Annotated in this window: 13 protein-coding genes; 2 read left to right on the top strand and 11 right to left on the bottom strand. The window is 65.1% G+C overall.

Features of this window, described 5'->3' with window-relative positions:
* Nucleotides 1–50 precede the first annotated feature (50 nt).
* The 4 genes from FF80_RS03020 to ccmI are packed head-to-tail and all read right to left on the bottom strand — an operon-like array spanning nt 51 to nt 4,079.
* Nucleotides 51–521, bottom strand: a complete 471-nt coding sequence (locus FF80_RS03020) for a cytochrome c-type biogenesis protein (protein ID WP_035097431.1) — start codon at nt 519–521, stop codon at nt 51–53.
* Entirely contained in the window at nt 518–2,491 is a 1,974-nt protein-coding gene (locus tag FF80_RS03015) for a heme lyase CcmF/NrfE family subunit (protein ID WP_035097430.1), read from the bottom strand. The genes FF80_RS03020 and FF80_RS03015 overlap by 4 nt, the downstream gene beginning before the upstream one ends.
* Complete coding sequence (gene ccmE, locus FF80_RS03010) at nt 2,491–2,964, bottom strand: cytochrome c maturation protein CcmE (protein ID WP_244445692.1); 474 nt, start codon at nt 2,962–2,964, stop codon at nt 2,491–2,493. The genes FF80_RS03015 and ccmE overlap by 1 nt, the downstream gene beginning before the upstream one ends.
* Complete coding sequence (ccmI, locus tag FF80_RS03005) at nt 2,961–4,079, bottom strand: c-type cytochrome biogenesis protein CcmI (RefSeq protein ID WP_035097429.1); 1,119 nt, start codon at nt 4,077–4,079, stop codon at nt 2,961–2,963. The genes ccmE and ccmI overlap by 4 nt, the downstream gene beginning before the upstream one ends.
* A 93-nt stretch (nt 4,080–4,172) precedes the next feature.
* Here ccmI and FF80_RS03000 point away from each other — a divergent pair, with 93 nt between their 5' ends.
* Nucleotides 4,173–5,243 carry a hypothetical protein gene (locus tag FF80_RS03000; protein ID WP_035097428.1) on the top strand — a complete coding sequence of 357 codons (1,071 nt, stop codon included), beginning with the start codon at nt 4,173–4,175 and terminating at the stop codon, nt 5,241–5,243.
* Complete coding sequence (locus FF80_RS02995; protein ID WP_035097427.1) at nt 5,240–7,219, top strand: FAD-dependent oxidoreductase; 1,980 nt, start codon at nt 5,240–5,242, stop codon at nt 7,217–7,219. The genes FF80_RS03000 and FF80_RS02995 overlap by 4 nt, the downstream gene beginning before the upstream one ends.
* A gap of 102 nt (nt 7,220–7,321) precedes the next feature.
* On the opposite strand, the gene FF80_RS02990 is transcribed toward FF80_RS02995, so the two are convergent.
* From FF80_RS02990 to FF80_RS02960, 7 genes are all read right to left on the bottom strand, one after another.
* Entirely contained in the window at nt 7,322–8,500 is a 1,179-nt protein-coding gene (locus FF80_RS02990; RefSeq protein WP_035097426.1) for a hypothetical protein, read from the bottom strand.
* Nucleotides 8,501–8,583: 83 nt separating this feature from the next.
* Nucleotides 8,584–9,066 carry a hypothetical protein gene (locus FF80_RS20805; RefSeq protein ID WP_052153110.1) on the bottom strand — a complete coding sequence of 161 codons (483 nt, stop codon included), beginning with the start codon at nt 9,064–9,066 and terminating at the stop codon, nt 8,584–8,586.
* Between the two features lie 57 nt (nt 9,067–9,123).
* Nucleotides 9,124–10,500, bottom strand: a complete 1,377-nt coding sequence (locus FF80_RS02980; RefSeq protein ID WP_052153109.1) for a HAMP domain-containing sensor histidine kinase — start codon at nt 10,498–10,500, stop codon at nt 9,124–9,126.
* Between the two features lie 62 nt (nt 10,501–10,562).
* Nucleotides 10,563–11,222 carry a response regulator transcription factor gene (locus tag FF80_RS02975; RefSeq protein ID WP_035097425.1) on the bottom strand — a complete coding sequence of 220 codons (660 nt, stop codon included), beginning with the start codon at nt 11,220–11,222 and terminating at the stop codon, nt 10,563–10,565.
* A 22-nt stretch (nt 11,223–11,244) separates the two neighbouring features.
* The gene (locus tag FF80_RS02970) at nt 11,245–11,523 is read right to left on the bottom strand and encodes a hypothetical protein (protein WP_035097424.1); all 279 of its coding nucleotides are present in this window, start codon (nt 11,521–11,523) and stop codon (nt 11,245–11,247) included.
* An 82-nt stretch (nt 11,524–11,605) separates the two neighbouring features.
* Nucleotides 11,606–12,361, bottom strand: a complete 756-nt coding sequence (locus FF80_RS02965) for a glycosyl hydrolase 108 family protein (protein ID WP_081917198.1) — start codon at nt 12,359–12,361, stop codon at nt 11,606–11,608.
* A partial coding sequence (locus FF80_RS02960) for a glycoside hydrolase/phage tail family protein (protein ID WP_035097423.1) occupies nt 12,354–15,187 on the bottom strand: 2,834 nt, incomplete at its 5' end. The genes FF80_RS02960 and FF80_RS02965, both read right to left, overlap by 8 nt.

Genomic DNA, 15,187 nt, shown 5'->3' with positions numbered 1-15,187 from the left:
GCAGCCTTTCATCACGGTTCCGCCACACTCCGCGGGGTCCGGCAAAACGCTCAATCGGCGCGGCCGTTCCCGTCCTGCAATTCGGCCAGGACGGCGGCTTCGTCATCATCCAGATCGGCGCCATCGGCAGAGTTGCGCCGCCGGGCGGCGATCACCACCGCGCCCAGGCCCACCAGCAACAGCAGCGGCGCTGCTACCCAGAGCAGGATGGTATGCGCGTTGAGGCGCGGATTGAGCAGCACATATTCCCCGTAGCGGTCGACCAAATATTGCCGCACCTGTTCGTCGGTGTCGCCGGCCACCAGCCGCTCGCGTACCAGCACACGCAGGTCGCGCGCGAGATCGGCATCGCTGTCATCGATGGATTGATTCTGGCAGACGAGGCACCGCAGGCCTGCCGAAATATCCCGCGCCCGCTGCTCCAGCACCGGATCAGGCAGAATTTCCCCCGGTCCCACCGCCAACCCGGGTAGAGCCACGCTCATCGCCAGAGCGATCAAAAGCACACGAAGCCGGATCATTCGGCTGGCTCCGCTGCTGCATGGGCAACCCGCTTGGGCACGCCGATCCGCATCCGCCGGTCGGTCAGCGACAGGAAGCCGGCCCCGGCCATCAGCAGCGCGCCGAGCCAGATCAGGGTGATATAGGGCTTGAACCAGACGCGCAGCACATGGGTGTCGTCGAGCGGCTCGCCCAATTGCAGATAGAGCTGGGAGAAGCCGTAAGTCTCGATGGCGGCTTCCGTAGTCGGGGTGCCGGTGGCGACATAGGTGCGGCGTTCCGCAATCATGGGGCGGGTTTTGCCATCTGGTCCCGTGATGGTGAAATGCCCCTCATCGGCGACATAGTTTTGCGCGGCGGTCTGGCTGAAACTGTCAAAGGCGATGGAATAGCCCGACAATTCTGCCGTCTCGCCCGGATTGAGCGTGGTGACCAATTCGGTTTCCCAGGCGCTGGTGGCGACGATACCGAGCACGGTGACACCCATGCCGAAATGGGCGATGGCGGTGGAAAAGGCCGAGCGCGGCAGGCCCGCAAGCCGGCGCCAGCTTTCGCCCAGGGGAACGCGGCCCAGCTTGCTGCGGTCCACCAATTCGGCAATGGCGCCGAAAGCTACCCAGAAGCCGAGCAAGAGGCCCAGCGGCGCCAGCGAAATAGAAACGCCGCCCAAAGCCGAAATCAGGATGGTGAGGAAAACAGCCAAAGCTGCCGCGCCCATCAGGCGTTGCGCCGCCGCCATCACATCCGCTCGCTTCCAAGCGAGGAACGGACCAAACGGCAGCACGACCAGCAGCGGCGCCATCAGCGCACCAAAGGTGAGATTGAAAAAGGGTGCGCCAACCGAAATCGTCGTGCCCACCAGTGCGTCGAGCAGTAGCGGATAGAGCGTCCCCACCAGCACCGCGCCGACTGCCGTGGCGAGAAACAGATTGTTGACGATCAGCGCCCCTTCGCGGCTGACCGGCGCAAACAGCCCGCCCTGACGCAGCGAGGAAGCCCGCAGCGCAAACAGGAAAAACGCGCCGCCAATGACCAGCGCCAGCAGGGCCAGGATCACCAGGCCCCGCGTTGGATCGCTGGCAAAGGTGTGCACCGAGGTCAGGATACCCGAGCGCACGAGGAAGGTGCCCAGCAGGGACAGCGAGAAGGTGATGATGGACAAAAAGATTGTCCAGATCTTGAGCGCATTGCGCTTTTCCATCACCAGCGCCGAATGCAGCAGCGCGGTGCCCGCCAGCCACGGCATGAAGCTGGCATTTTCCACCGGGTCCCAGAACCACCAGCCGCCCCAGCCCAGCTCGTAATAGGCCCAGTAGGATCCCATGGCGATGCCCAGCGTCAGAAAGGTCCAGCTCAGCATGGTCCAGGGGCGTACCCAACGCGCCCAGGCCTGATCAATGCGGCCCGAAATCAGCGCGGCGATGGCGAAGGAAAAGCAGATCGAGAAGCCGACATAGCCCGCGTAAAGCAGCGGCGGATGGATGGCGAGGCCAACGTCCTGCAGCACCGGGTTGAGGTCATTGCCCTCAAGCGGGGGCGGCACCATGCGGGCAAAGGGATTGGAGGTGAATAGCGTAAACCCGCCAAAGGCCGCCACCAGCAGGCTTTGCGTCGCCAGCACCAGCGTCATGAGATCAGATGGCAGGCGCCGGCCAAAGGTCGCCACCATGGCCCCGAACGCCACCAGGATCAGGATCCACAGCACCATGGAGCCTTCGTGATTGCCCCAGACGCCGGAGATTTTGTAGATCAGCGGCTTGAGCGAATGCGAATTGTTGACCGCGAGAGCCAGGCTAAAATCGGAGGCGATGAATGCCTGGATCAGCGCTGCGAACGCCGCCGCCACCAGCACGAATTGCAGCACCGCGCCCTGGCTCAGCACCAGCGCAACCCGCTGCCCCCGCCGCCAGAACATATAGCCGCCAATGGTTGAGACCGTGGCGACTGCAAAGGCGAGGATGAGGGCGAAATGGCCGAGTTCGATGCTCATCACTGCCCTCCCTCCGGCCGCCATTCGCCCTGCGCCTTCAGCGCCTCGACGACTTCCTTGGGAATGTAATTCTCATCATGCTTGGCCAGCACATTGGTAGCGATAAAGCCACCCTCAGGCGTCATGCTGCCTTCAGCCACCACGCCCTGCCCCTCACGGAACAGGTCCGGCAGGATGCCGGTATAGTGCGCGACAATGTCGTGCCCACCATCGGTCACAGTGAAGGTATTGTCCTGCCCGTTGCGGGTCCAGGTGCCGTCCTTGACCATGCCGCCCAGGCGAATGGGATGGCCCGGCGCAACGTCACGCGCAATCACATCGGAGGGGGAATAGAAAAACACGATCTGGTCCCGCAGCGCCACCAGCACCAGCGTGGCCGCCAGCGCCACGACCATAGCGAGCCCAGCGATAACAGCGAGCCGCTTCTGCTTGCGCGACCAGCCCTTTTTGCGGATGGCGGCAGGCATGCTCATGGGGTCGCTCCGTTCAGTGTTAGTCCGGCATTGAGCGCGATGGAATCGAGTTCACCACGATCGAATGCCTTTGGATAGGCCGCGACGGCATCGTCATAGGCCATCTGGGCCTGCGCCTTGTCGCCAAGCACGAGATAGGCGCGCACCAATTGCATCCACTCCTCAACCGAGCCGCCTTGCGAGGCAAGCCGGTCGGCCAGTCCGCCCACCATCTGGGCGATCATCTGGGATTCGCCGGGGCTGGGGCCCGCGGGTGCACCATCATTCTGGGCAACGGCCAATCCCTGCTGCGCCGCGGCCAGCCAGGGTTCGGTGCCCTGGGACAGCGCCAATGCGCCCTGCCAGGCCGTGGCCGCCTCGTCATATTGCCCAGTGCGGGTCAGTTCGGCCGCCAGGTAAAGCCGCGGCAGCGGATCGGCCGGATCGCTGACCGAGGCGGCGCGCAGCAAGGTCATGGCTTCGTCTGAACCGGCGCCATTGGACTCGAGCAACAGCGCTTCGGCCAGGCTGGTCTGCAATTTCGGCGTGGGTCCGCTCAATTCGATCACCCGCCGATAGGCCTTTGCCGCGTCGGCAAAGCGGCCCATTTCGGTATAGGCGGGGGCGATCACGGCCCAGCCGCGTACGTCATCGGGCTTGGCGGCCAATTGCTGCTCGATGCGAGCCACCGCCGTGCCGAGGTCAAGCGATTGGGTGGCAATCTCGGTGCGGTCTGCCAAGGGCTGGCCGGGCAAGTTCGGATTGCCCAAAGCGGCATAGATGGCAAAGGCCAGAATGGCGATGCCAGCCAGACCCACCAAGAGCGGTGTGCGCCCCAGGTCACCAGCGGCAACAGTCTTGCCGGTTTCGGCCTTGAGCCGGATGATTTCGCGCGCCAGTTCGCTTCTGGCGGCATTGGCTTCGGCCTCGCCCAGCTTGCCCGCGGCCAGATCCGCGTCGATTCCGGCGAGCACCAGGCGAAAATGGCTGTTGCTATCCCCGGTTTCCGCCGCGCTCACGTTGACCGTGCGCCCACCCGCCGCGTAAAAAAGTGCGGCGCAGGCTATGGCGGTAATGGCAATGGCGATGAACCAGAACAGCATGGATCCCAAATGCTTGACGCCGCCCAGCGGCAAGAACGCGCCATCTATAGGCCGAATGACACGAAAAGCTACCCTCACACACATCATTGAGCCGGACCCATTGCCACAGGCCTGGCGTCTGCCGGCATGAGCCAGGCCCAAGCCGATTTCGCCATTCTGGGCACGACCCCGCAAGCGCGGCTGCTCGCCGGACTGCTGGCCGGAACACATGGCAAATCAGTGGTTTTTGTCGGCGAAAGCCGATCAGGTTTCCGTCTGCCGCGCGATCTCGATCTATCGATCGCGCCGCTCACCCGGCCCGACAGCTGGGCCCTGCTGCGGGCGGCCCAACCCGTGGTGCAAAAGCTGATCACCCGAATCGGCGGGCGTACCAGCTGGGGGCGTCTTGATCCGGTGCTGTTCGCCGATAGCGCCGAAGGGCAACAGGCGCTCGCCCATATCCGGCAGATTGCCCAGGGCTTTGGCCTCGCCGTCGAAAAGCTGCGGCCCAATGCCCTGTCCAACGGGCGCGAAGGCGTGGTGTTTCGCGATGTCACCATGATCCACCGCGTCGTGGCCGAACCGGCGCTCGACCGCTGGATGGTGCAGCAAGGCGCGAGCGTGCTCGATCCGCGCAGCGACATCGTCGTCCACACCGATGGCAGCGGGGAAATCCGCTTCGGTGAAGCAGCCATATCTGCTACCCAATGCGTGCTGGCTGATGACGCCGCAATCCTGCGCCACCTGCCTGCCGAAAACTGGCCCACCCTGCTGCTGCGTCGACCCGCCACGACCATCCTCACCGAGCCGACCGGGCGGATCGCCGCGCCCGTCATGCTCGAAATCGATAGCGGCCTCACTCTCTGGCAGCGCCCCGAAGGCGGTGTCGCGGCCTTTGCCCCAGGGCCGATGGATAATGTACTTGGCAAGATCAGCGCCCTGCTCGGCGGCACGGTGCATCGCGCCGGCCAATCGCAATATGAGAGCCTCATCACACGCGACGGCGCCCCCGCCGCCGGCCGCATCGATGGCAGCGGCCCCGATGTGCTGGCAGGGTTCGGGCCAAGCGGCATGTTCTTTGCGCCCGCCCTCGCTCGATGGCTGGCAGGCGTTGCGACGGAAGATGAGAACCGCTGGCTGGCGGCGCGGCTGGTGACCCGCTCGGCCCACACCTCGCCAGTCGCGGAATATGCCGCGCCGCTGGAGGCAATGTCATGACCGGCCAGCCCAATCGCCTGGCAGCCACCACGCCCCACCAATTCTCCGGCAGCCTGATCGATCGCAGCAAGCCGCTCAAATTCCGGCTCGACGGCAGGATTATCGAGGCTTTCGTGGGCGACAGCGTGCTCAGCGCCGCCTTGGCCGCCGGCATCGACACGGCCGGTCAGCGCGGCGGCCGGCCCCTGGCGCTCAGTGCCCGCTTTGCCCCGTCCATCATTCCTGTGCGACACCCGGGCGACACGCTACGCGCCCTGCCCATGGCGCGGGTGTCGGTCACCGAAGGCGCGGACTATCTCACCGTCGCCGGTCCAGCCCAGCGGCACGGCCTGCTCGGCCGCATCCTCCGCCCCGCCCGTTCGCTCGGCCTCAAGCTCGATGGCGGGCAAAGCCTCGTCCAACCATGGCTCGATAGCCCCATCGAAGCAGAACTGGAATACGACCTCGTCGTGGTCGGCGGCGGCGTTACGGGCATGGCTGCGGCACTGGCGGGCAACAAGGCCGGTCTGTCGGTCATGCTGCTCGAAGCCACATCGCTGTTAGGTGGCCATTCGCGCCTGTTCGGCACCCAGGATGGCGAGGAAACGCCTGACCAGAGCATTGAGCGCCTGTCCTCCGCCGTCACCAAGGCAGGCATCGCCGTCCAGCTCTGCGCCGAAGTCACCGCGCAGCGGCCAGGCCTGTTGCGCGTCCATATTGTCGATGCCGCCCAAGGTCGAGCCGTCCTGATCCACGCGCCCCGCATTATCCTGGCGACCGGCGCCGTCGAACGCCTCCCGATCTTCCCCGGCAATCGCCTGCCCGGTGTCATGGGCGCACTCGAAGCCTTCGAACTGGCGAGCCGCTATGGCGTGTGGCCGGGCCAGACTGCGCTGATCGCCACCGCCAGCAATCCCGCCTATCGCCTCGCCATGCTGGCCAGCGATGCAGGCGTATCGGTCACCCGCATTCTCGACACCAGACCGCAGCCGCAATCGCGCTTCATCGAATTCGCCAAAGCCTATGGCATCACCATGGCGCCGGGTCTGGTTCCCGCCTCGGCCCAGCCCGCCAAAGGCCGGGGCATCACCCTGGCGTCGCATCTATCCGCCGGGCGGCAGACCAGACCAGATGCCCAGGTCACTGGCGATCGCCTGATCGTCTGCGGTGGCTGGCAGCCTGATCTGACGCTCTGGCATATGGCCGGCGGCCACAGCCGCTGGAACGCCCAAACCCACCGGCTGGAACCGCTGGATGGTCCCACCGGCGTCGCCCTTGCCGGTTCAGCGGCCGGCTATTTCAGCCGCCACGCTGCCGTCGATAGCGGCGCGGACGCGGTAAACATGCTGCTGGGCCGCGACCGCAAGCCGGTCCATGACGTCGTCATCGACCCGATCCACGAAACGCCGGATGCACCTTGCCCGATCAGCCCGCTCATGCCCGAAGCCGGCCCGCCCGCCATGCTCGACAGCGGATTGCGTTTGCTCGAACGCCCGCACGCGCCCAGCAAAGGCCGCCTATCATGGCGCAAAAAGCCCCGCCTTTGGTCGCTCGCCGACACACCGCAATCACTCGACATCGCAGCCATCGCTGCTGGTGTGCAACTGGACGTCATCCCGGCCGATCGCGCTGGCATCGTCGCCCAGGAGCGCGTCGGCATGGTGGTCATCGGCACCAACTCAACTCCGCCGCCCCAGCCAGTCACGCCGCCGCTCGTCCCAGCCTTTCTCGCCGCTCGTTTTGGTAGTGATGCCGAACTCTGGCTGGTTGCGCCCGTCGAACCCCGCATGCTCGACCCCGGCAGCCTCATCCACCGCTCGTCCAGCGATCACGATCCGCGGCATGCCGTGGGCGTCATCCTGCGCACCAGTGACAAAGGCGCCATCGCACTCATGGCCAGGCAAGCGCCGCAAACACTCTCGCTGCGCGACCACGGAAGGGCCATCCCGATCCGGTTGGTGGCGCCCTATATGGAAGACGTCCGGCTGCCCCAGTAGACCTCATCCTGAGCTTGTCGAAGGACGAGGTCGATACGCAAGCCTCCACTCTCCCGACCTCGTGGTTCGACAGGCTCACCATGAGGTCTAGCAGAAGGAAACCTAGCCCCGGCGTTCAGCTGCAGCGCGGGCGCGGCGGAGCGTTTCGGCATATTCGGGATTGAACCGGATCTCGGCCATCTTGATGCCCGCTTCCATCCGCGTGCCGATAATGGCATCGGCCGGGTTCTGCCGCAGCAGTTCCAGATTACGCTGCAGGTGCATTTCCAGCGCCTGCCCCGATTGGCTCCAGGCCTGGTCGAACAGCGCATTGAGCGCCAGGCTGTCGCGACAATCGCGGATCGCCGAGAGCAGATAAATCCCGTTCAGCGCCGCCAGCAGCCGGTCATTATCCAATCGGTCGGCACCCTCGCGCGGCTTGCGCAGCGCCTGGTTGATATCGGGTACCACGTCCTTGAGGCGCGGCTCGACGCGATCGGAAATCTGCTTGGTCAGGCTCGACAGCACCATGGACCAGCGGCTGCCGCGCGCGAATTCGATATTGCCGGTCAGCGCCCGGACCAGCCGGTGAAACCGATCCAGCGCCCGGCACATCAGGTCGATATCGGAGAACGGTCCCGCGGGTTGCAGCAGATAGAGCTGGTTCTGCGCATGCGCCAGAATGGCGTCGATCACCGGTCCGAAACCGGCCCGCGCCACTGTCCCCTCGTTGGAATTGCCAGACAGGCGGATGATCGCGCCAACAACCCTGGTCGGATTGATGATTTGCCCCATGGCTGCATGAAACAGCAGCGCCGCCAGCGGCGGGTCCTGCAGGGGCATGGAATGAATGGCCGTGCTCAACGCCGTCTCGTCGGCAATGGTATTGACCGCCCGGCCAAAGGCCTGCGCCTTGTCGAGCACGGCGCGGTTGCGCAGCGCCCCCATGATCACCGGCAGGGCGGCACGCGCCTCGTCATTGCCCAGCGCGGCGCGCAGCCGTCGGCCCGCGTCGAAATCGGCATCAGCGCCCGCCACGGCATCCCGCATCCGCGCCAGCACTTGGGGCATGGCGGCGTCGAGATCGCTGAGATCGATATCCCCGCAGAGATCGCGATTGATCCAGGTCCACACCGCCATAGCCTGGCTGCGCGCCACCGAGCCGGGAAACGGAAAGGCCACCGGGTCTTCCACGATCACCGCATCGATCAGCCCGGCAAAAAGCTGGGACGACGAAGCATCGCCGCGCACAGATCGGCGCGGCTGGGCGGCGTCGGCGGAGTGGTTGCTGGCTTGGGACATCACGCAGTCGGTTTGGGAAGCAAATCTCCCCAAACCCTACCGCGGCTTGGTAAACAATCCTTACCAGCCGATCAGCGGATCAATCAGGCGGCGCCGGAGCCCGGCACCACGGCCCAATTGCCGTTCTGCTCGCGGCAGGCCGTGCCCTTCTTGGTGAAGTCCTGGCCGTTGATCTTCACCGAGTGGGTGAAGTCGCGGCAATCAAGATTGTTCACGCGGACATAGGGACCCACCGAGACCGAGCCGGTCGTGCCCTTGTCGCCAGCCCATTGGCGCGGTGCGCCGGGGCGGCCGAACTGCAGCGCATAGAATTGTGCGCTATTGGCTTCTGCGGAGTCCTTTGCCGTCATCGAGGCCAGGGCGGCCGAGTCGACAAAGCCATTGGCAACGCTGGTGGTCGCCAGGGCCTGCTGGGTGGTCTGGGCCGGGGTGGGCACATTCGGCATCACGATCGCCGGGGCTGCCACGATCGGGGCCTGCTGGATCGGCGCAGACGGCGCCGTGCTGGCGCAGGCGGCCAAGGTCAAGGCAAACAGCGGCGTGGCGAGAAGGGCGATACGGTTCATGTCTGGGTTCTCGTTATCGGTGAGTGGCTCTTGTTGGTGTATTGCGGCGAAAATGCGTCAACTTGCAACCGGCTTGGCCATCGAGCCCAATCGGGCCGTCGGCAAGCGCAATTCTACCAGAAGACCGCCCAAAGCCGAGCGTTTCAGTTCCAGGCTGCCGCCATAGACATCGACCAATTCCTTGACGATATCGAGTCCCAGCCCGCTGCCGGGCGTTTTCTCGTCCAGCCTGACACCGCGACGCAACACTTTCTGGGCGTCTTCCTCGGTCAAGCCGGGGCCATTGTCGTCAATGCGGATCAGCAGGATGGTGCCCGTGTCGCCCCGCTCGGCGTCGAGCCGCACCCCCACCTGCCCTTTGGACCATTTGCAGGCATTGTCGAGCAGATTGCCCGCCATTTCCTCGAGGTCTGCCTCGTCGCCACGGAACCAGGGCAGCGAGGCATCGGGCCGCTGGAAGGCCACCGTGACGTCGGGATGGATCTTGCTCATCACCCTTGTCAGCCGCAGCATGACCATGGTGGCGTCGGCCCGCTTGCCGACCACGGAAGTGCGTGCCGCCAGTCGTGCCCGCTCCAGATAGGTCGCGACCATGGTGCTCATCTTGTCGCTTTCAGCCAGCACCACATCGGCCAGCGCGCCTTTTCTGGCGCCTGCCTCATTGCGCAGCACGGCAATCGGCGTTTTCAGTCCATGGGCCAGATTGCCCACCTGGTTTCGCGCCCGCTCGATGATCTGCGCATTGGAGCGCAGCAATTCGTTGACCTCCTCGGCCAGCGGCGCAATTTCGCGCGGATAGGTGCCCGCCACCACGCCCGTGTCGCCGGAGCGAACATTTTCGATAGCCTTGCTGAGCCGGGAGATTGGCCGCAAGGCGAAGCGGGCGACGATGAAGCTCATCACCGCCAGCATCACGCAGACCGCACCGAGCACGATAAAGGCCTGGCCGCGGAAATCGTCCACCAGTTCAAGGATTTCACTGAGATTGCCCGTAACCACGATATGATAGGTCGTGGGCGCCACGGTCACCGCGCGCTCCACCACACGCATGCGGGTACCGAATACGTCGTCCATCACGGCCGTGCGGCGGCCCAGCACATCGGGGGGACCGGTCACCACCGGCAGGTCGATCCCCACCACTGAGGTCGACAGATTATAAAGCGTGCCATTGGCGTCGCGGATGGCCCAATACCAGCCCGAACGCGGCCGGTCGAACCGCGGATCGGTCAGTGCGATATCCGGGCTTACCGGATCGCCTGCCTCAAGCAGAGCCCCCGTCAGGCTTTCGACATGAAATTCCAGCGTCTGGGACAGCGAGGTGTCCAGCGCTCGCGAGTACAGATCGGTCAGCAGGAAGCCGGTAGCGACCAGCGCCAGGACCAGCCAGCCCGCCGATAGCCAGAACAGGGATGCGGCGATAGAGCCCTTACGCATAGCGATCCAGGCAAAATGACAAAGCCGGAAGAGACCTGGGCAATTGCTCCAAGCCGGATCCCCTAGTCTTCAGCGATCTGATAGCCGAGACCCCGCACCGTTTGAATGCAATCCTCCGGCAGCTTCTTGCGCAGCCGGCCGACAAACACTTCGATCGTATTGCTGTCGCGGTCGAAATCCTGGTCGTAGAGATGCTCGGTCAGCTCGGTTCGCGAGATCACCTTGCCCTTGTGGTGCATGAGATAGCTCAACAGGCGCAATTCATGGCTGGTGAGTTTGACCGATTGGCCACCCACCGTCACCTTGCCTGAGCGGGAATCCAGCCGCACCGATCCGGCGACGATTTCGTTGGAGGCCAGCCCTGCCGCGCGGCGCACCAGCGCACGGATGCGCGCCAGCACTTCTTCCATGTGGAACGGCTTGGCGACATAATCATCGGCGCCGGCGTCGATCCCCTGCACCTTGTCGCTCCAGCGATCGCGCGCTGTCAGCAACAGCACCGGGGTGGTCTTGCCAGCCCGGCGCCATTCTTCGAGCACGCTCAGCCCATCCATGCGCGGCAGACCGATATCGAGCACGATGGCGTCATAGGGTTCGGTGTCACCAAGGAAATGGCCTTCCTCGCCGTCAAAGGCCACATCGACCGCATAACCGGATTCGGTCAGCGCTTCCTTGATCTGCCGATTGAGATTGGTATCGTCTTCGACAACCAGAATTCGCATCGATGGCCCCCCAGATGCCGTGTTATTGCGCGCTCAGAACCAGATTCTGGGCCTGACCGTCGCGGCTCAGCACGCCGATAATATAGACTAGCCGGCCGCCCTGGTCACATACCTGCACATTGAGGACCTCGACGCTGCTGTCGACGCCCGCCGATGCGAGGACCGCATCGAGCGATACGATCTGCCCGGACGATACCGCTTCCTGGATCTGCCGCTTGTCGAGGCATGCCTGGGCGCTCGCCGTGCCGGTAGCGGCAAAGCCGATGGCCAGGGCAAGGACGGTTGCGGACAGCAATTTCATGATCGAGGTTTTCATGAGGGCAATCTATGGCGGCGTTGCTGAATGGGACATGAATATGGCGGTCATGTCCAGTTGGTGTGGGTCACGCCTTGCCGATATCCCCTTTAAGTCCTTTGCGCAGGAAAATTATGGCAAGCGCTTCCATGATCATCTGCCCCGACGAAGCCCCGTCCAATGCCGGCAACTCGACCCCCAGCAATTGCGCACCGGCTGCCAACAGCATGATGACGGCGACGACGTAAGTTTTGTATCCGTTGAGGAAATCCATTGCGATGCTCCAGTTTGAAGAGGGTGAAATCGGGGCAATCGGCGTGCCCGCGGCCGCCAGTGCCGCCTTGCGGATGGCCGCAACACGGCTGGTCCAACCCTTGCCGAAAGTGGGGAAGCTCGAGAGCCGATTGAGAAAGCCCAGCCGCCGGTCGCACAGCGCAGCGATTAGCCCGGCTGCGTCCCGCGCTTGCACAGCAGCCAGCGTCAGCGGCCCGGCCTGACCATCCGCCAGCACGCCCAGCTCGGCCTGCAGCGTGCGGATTGCCCGATCCGGCCCCGAATTGACGGCAAAGTCGAACAGCGCCAGATCGAGCCCCGCCGGCAGATTGCCCGCCTTGCTGCGATCCCAATAGCTCGCCCGATAGATGCGCGCCGCTTCGGCCCGCCCCAGCGCCTTGACCTCCGCCTTGGGCAGCTTCCACCACGGCGATACATTGCGCCATCGCGCCAGCGTCTTGTGCGTGATCCCCAGATTGGTCGCCCCGCCGGGATCGCTGGGGTGGTCCGCATAACCACCCTCATGCCGCAACACCTCGTCGAGGCAGATATCAAAGCGCGTCCTAGCCATGAAATTCTCCTGTCGCGGCGTGTCCCACGCCCAGCACCGGGCTGATCTGCGCCACGCTGAAACCAAAATCAGCCGGCAGGGCCCCAAAATCAGCCATCTGCTCCGCCGGTCCATAGCTCACCGCCGGGGTGGCGCTCGAAAGCGTCCGCACCAGCGTCGACCCATTCAGGATGTCGATGCGATAGCTCTCCGGCTGGTACTCAAGCGGGGATTCCACCGCGCCCCAGCCATCCCCATCGGCCCGGCTGCGCCGCACCCACGACAGGGCTATGCCGCCATCCGCCTCCCGCCGCGCTCGCAATTGCGCCGGCGGCAATGGCAGCGCCGGCGCCACCCCAGTGGCAACCGGCCAAACCGTTCCTGTCACGTCGCTGCTGCCCGCATAAACGCGAAACGCCCGCTCTTCGCCCAGCAATTGCGTCTCGACCGGCAGCGTCACCGCCCGCCCATCCAGTACAATCACCCGGCATCCAGGCGCGGTTGCCACCGGCACGGTCCCCTCCAGCCCCCGCAACAGCCGGCTCAGCCGGAAATGCCCGGGCGCCAGCAATTCCGCCGCCCCAAAGCCGATGACCTCCCAATTACCCCCGCTCTCGACAGCAATCCGATTGGAGCCCGCCAGCACCGCCAGTTCGTCCGCCGAAGCCAAATGCCCCGACAACAGGCTCACCTCGATCACATTGCCCAGCTCCCAGACGCCAAGCGGCCCAGCGCCGAACGCGGTCACGGTCTCGCCCATCCCCGCCCGGCGGGTCAGCTCCACCACGGCCGCGCCCGTCGTCTCGTCGGTCACCAGCAAATGCCCCGGCCATGGCTGCGCATAGCCCGCAACCACCAGCCGCGACCGCCCCGGATCGTCCGGCAGCGCCGGCAGATGCGCCACAGCCACCAGTGGCAGTACTTCGGCAAATTCGCCGCCGCCCGGTGCCAGCGGCCGGTCCACGGCCGTTGCCACCGCAGTATTGTTCGGCAAAGTCCGTGCCTTGATCTGCCGGCTCAGCCCGTCCCGAATTTCAGCGATTTCAAACGGCCCCTCGGCCAGTCCCGCAATGTTCACGAGATCGCCCGGCTCCAGCGCCAACAGCGATGGCGGCAGGACAAAATCCAGCGTCTCCCGCGCCGCTGCCCGGCTATCGAGTACCCGTTCGGCCGCCAGCCGCGCCGCCGCACTATCCAGCACGAGCGCCAAGGCTTCGCCTACCAGCGGGCCATCGGCCCTGGCTATAGCCGTCACGGTGCCGGTCAGGTAATCGCGCTCCCGATCCACATAGCACAGCGCCAACCGCCCCGGCGCCTCCATCGCATCGCCACGCCGCCGCGACAACGTCGGCCCTTCCCCGGCCGCCAGCTGCAATGGATCAAGCGTCAGCGTATGCACAAGCCGCGGCACCCCAGCATGCAGCCCATCCAAGGTGCCGCGCAGGCTCAGCCCCGCCACCTCCAGCAACGGCTTCAGCGCCTCCCGCCCCGTCGTGGCCGTGCCCAGCACATATCCCGACACAAATGGCGCCGCCGGTTCCGCCGTCAGTGCCACGCCATGCTCAGCCGCAATCGCACTGGCCAATTCATCGCTGGCCAACCCGCCCAGCCGCCCGGTCAACCAATGCCCGGTGCGATGATTGGGACCATCGGCCCACACATCCACCTGTGCCGGAAACGCCGGATAGGGTCGCGCATCCCAGGTCCACAGATAGACCCGCGACACATCAATCATCCCCGCCGGATTATTCGCCGGATCGCGCCAATAGGCCTGATGCGCCCGCAAGAACTGCCGCTGCATCAGCGGGTCCGGCAGCCCACTCGAAAAATAGGGCCGCCCGCTTTCCGCGCTCTTGTCGTCGCCAAAAATATTGGGCTGATTGGCCGCCTTGTCGACCGCGCCACAGCCCAGTTCCGTCATCCAAATTGGCTTGCTGCCCGGCACCCAGCCCGTCGGCATTGCGTTGCGCACGCCCCCCGGCCGGTCATGATGCCACTGGCTCCACCAGCTGCGGATATCCTTGTAGCGCCACACCCAGGGCTCGCCGTAAGTGCCGTCGCCAATCGGCGACCGCGTCCCCGCCGCCCGGTCGGCATCGCTGGCATAATACCAGTCAAACCCCTCGCCACCGGCGATATTGCCCATGAGATAGTCGAGGTCATAGCCATTGGCCGAGAGCGCCGCATCGGCATGCCCCGCGCCATCGCGCCAGTCGGCCAGCGGCATATAATTGTCGATCCCCACCGCATCGATATGCGGGCTCGCCCAGAGCGGATCGAGATGAAAGAACTTCTCCCCGTCCGGCTGATAGCCCGAATATTCGCTCCAGTCGCCCGCATAGCTCAGCTTGGTCGCCGGCCCCACAATGGCCCGCGCCTCCGCCGCCAGCCCCACCAGCGCCTCGACGAACGGAAAGCTATTCCCCGCCCCGCGCACCGTCGTCAGCCCACGCATTTCCGAGCCGATCAGCAGCGCATCCGCCCCGCTCGCTTCAGCGATCCCCGCATAATGCAGCACCATGCTGCGATAGCCATTGGCCACGAACGCCGATATCTGCGCCGCCGCCACGCCTGTCTGGTCGGGCGACCCTGCCCGCCCCGGTGCCGGGTGGCAGGTGATCCGCCCCCGCCAGGGATAAGCGCCCTGCCCCGCCGTCCCCGAATAAGGATCGGGCAGGCTATTGCCCGAAGGCACATCCATCATGATGATCGGATAGAGCGTCACCTTGAGCCCGCGCGCCCGCAGGTCGGCAACCGCCGCCAGCACCGAGCCATCCGAAGGTGTGCCGCCATAGGCCGGCCCCTCGCCGTGGTGCGATACCAAAGGCACCTGGCCCCGTCCCAGCC

This window comes from Devosia sp. LC5 (genome assembly GCF_000735585.1).
In the GTDB taxonomy this organism is placed as follows: Bacteria; Pseudomonadota; Alphaproteobacteria; order Rhizobiales; family Devosiaceae; genus Devosia.
Note: the sequence above shows the minus strand (reverse complement) of the source record. Positions and strands in the feature narration are given on the sequence as shown.

Coding starts and splice junctions, on each gene's coding strand:
- FF80_RS03000 (WP_035097428.1), top strand. CDS start 4,173: ATGAGCCAGGCCCAAGCCGATTTCGCCATTCTGGGCACGACCCCGCAA.
- FF80_RS02975 (WP_035097425.1), bottom strand. CDS start 11,222: ATGCGAATTCTGGTTGTCGAAGACGATACCAATCTCAATCGGCAGATC.
- FF80_RS03020 (WP_035097431.1), bottom strand. CDS start 521: ATGATCCGGCTTCGTGTGCTTTTGATCGCTCTGGCGATGAGCGTGGCT.
- FF80_RS02990 (WP_035097426.1), bottom strand. CDS start 8,500: ATGTCCCAAGCCAGCAACCACTCCGCCGACGCCGCCCAGCCGCGCCGA.
- FF80_RS02980 (WP_052153109.1), bottom strand. CDS start 10,500: ATGCGTAAGGGCTCTATCGCCGCATCCCTGTTCTGGCTATCGGCGGGC.
- FF80_RS02965 (WP_081917198.1), bottom strand. CDS start 12,361: ATGGCTAGGACGCGCTTTGATATCTGCCTCGACGAGGTGTTGCGGCAT.
- ccmE (WP_244445692.1), bottom strand. CDS start 2,964: ATGAGCATGCCTGCCGCCATCCGCAAAAAGGGCTGGTCGCGCAAGCAG.
- FF80_RS03015 (WP_035097430.1), bottom strand. CDS start 2,491: ATGAGCATCGAACTCGGCCATTTCGCCCTCATCCTCGCCTTTGCAGTC.
- FF80_RS02995 (WP_035097427.1), top strand. CDS start 5,240: ATGACCGGCCAGCCCAATCGCCTGGCAGCCACCACGCCCCACCAATTC.
- FF80_RS20805 (WP_052153110.1), bottom strand. CDS start 9,066: ATGAACCGTATCGCCCTTCTCGCCACGCCGCTGTTTGCCTTGACCTTG.
- FF80_RS02970 (WP_035097424.1), bottom strand. CDS start 11,523: ATGAAATTGCTGTCCGCAACCGTCCTTGCCCTGGCCATCGGCTTTGCC.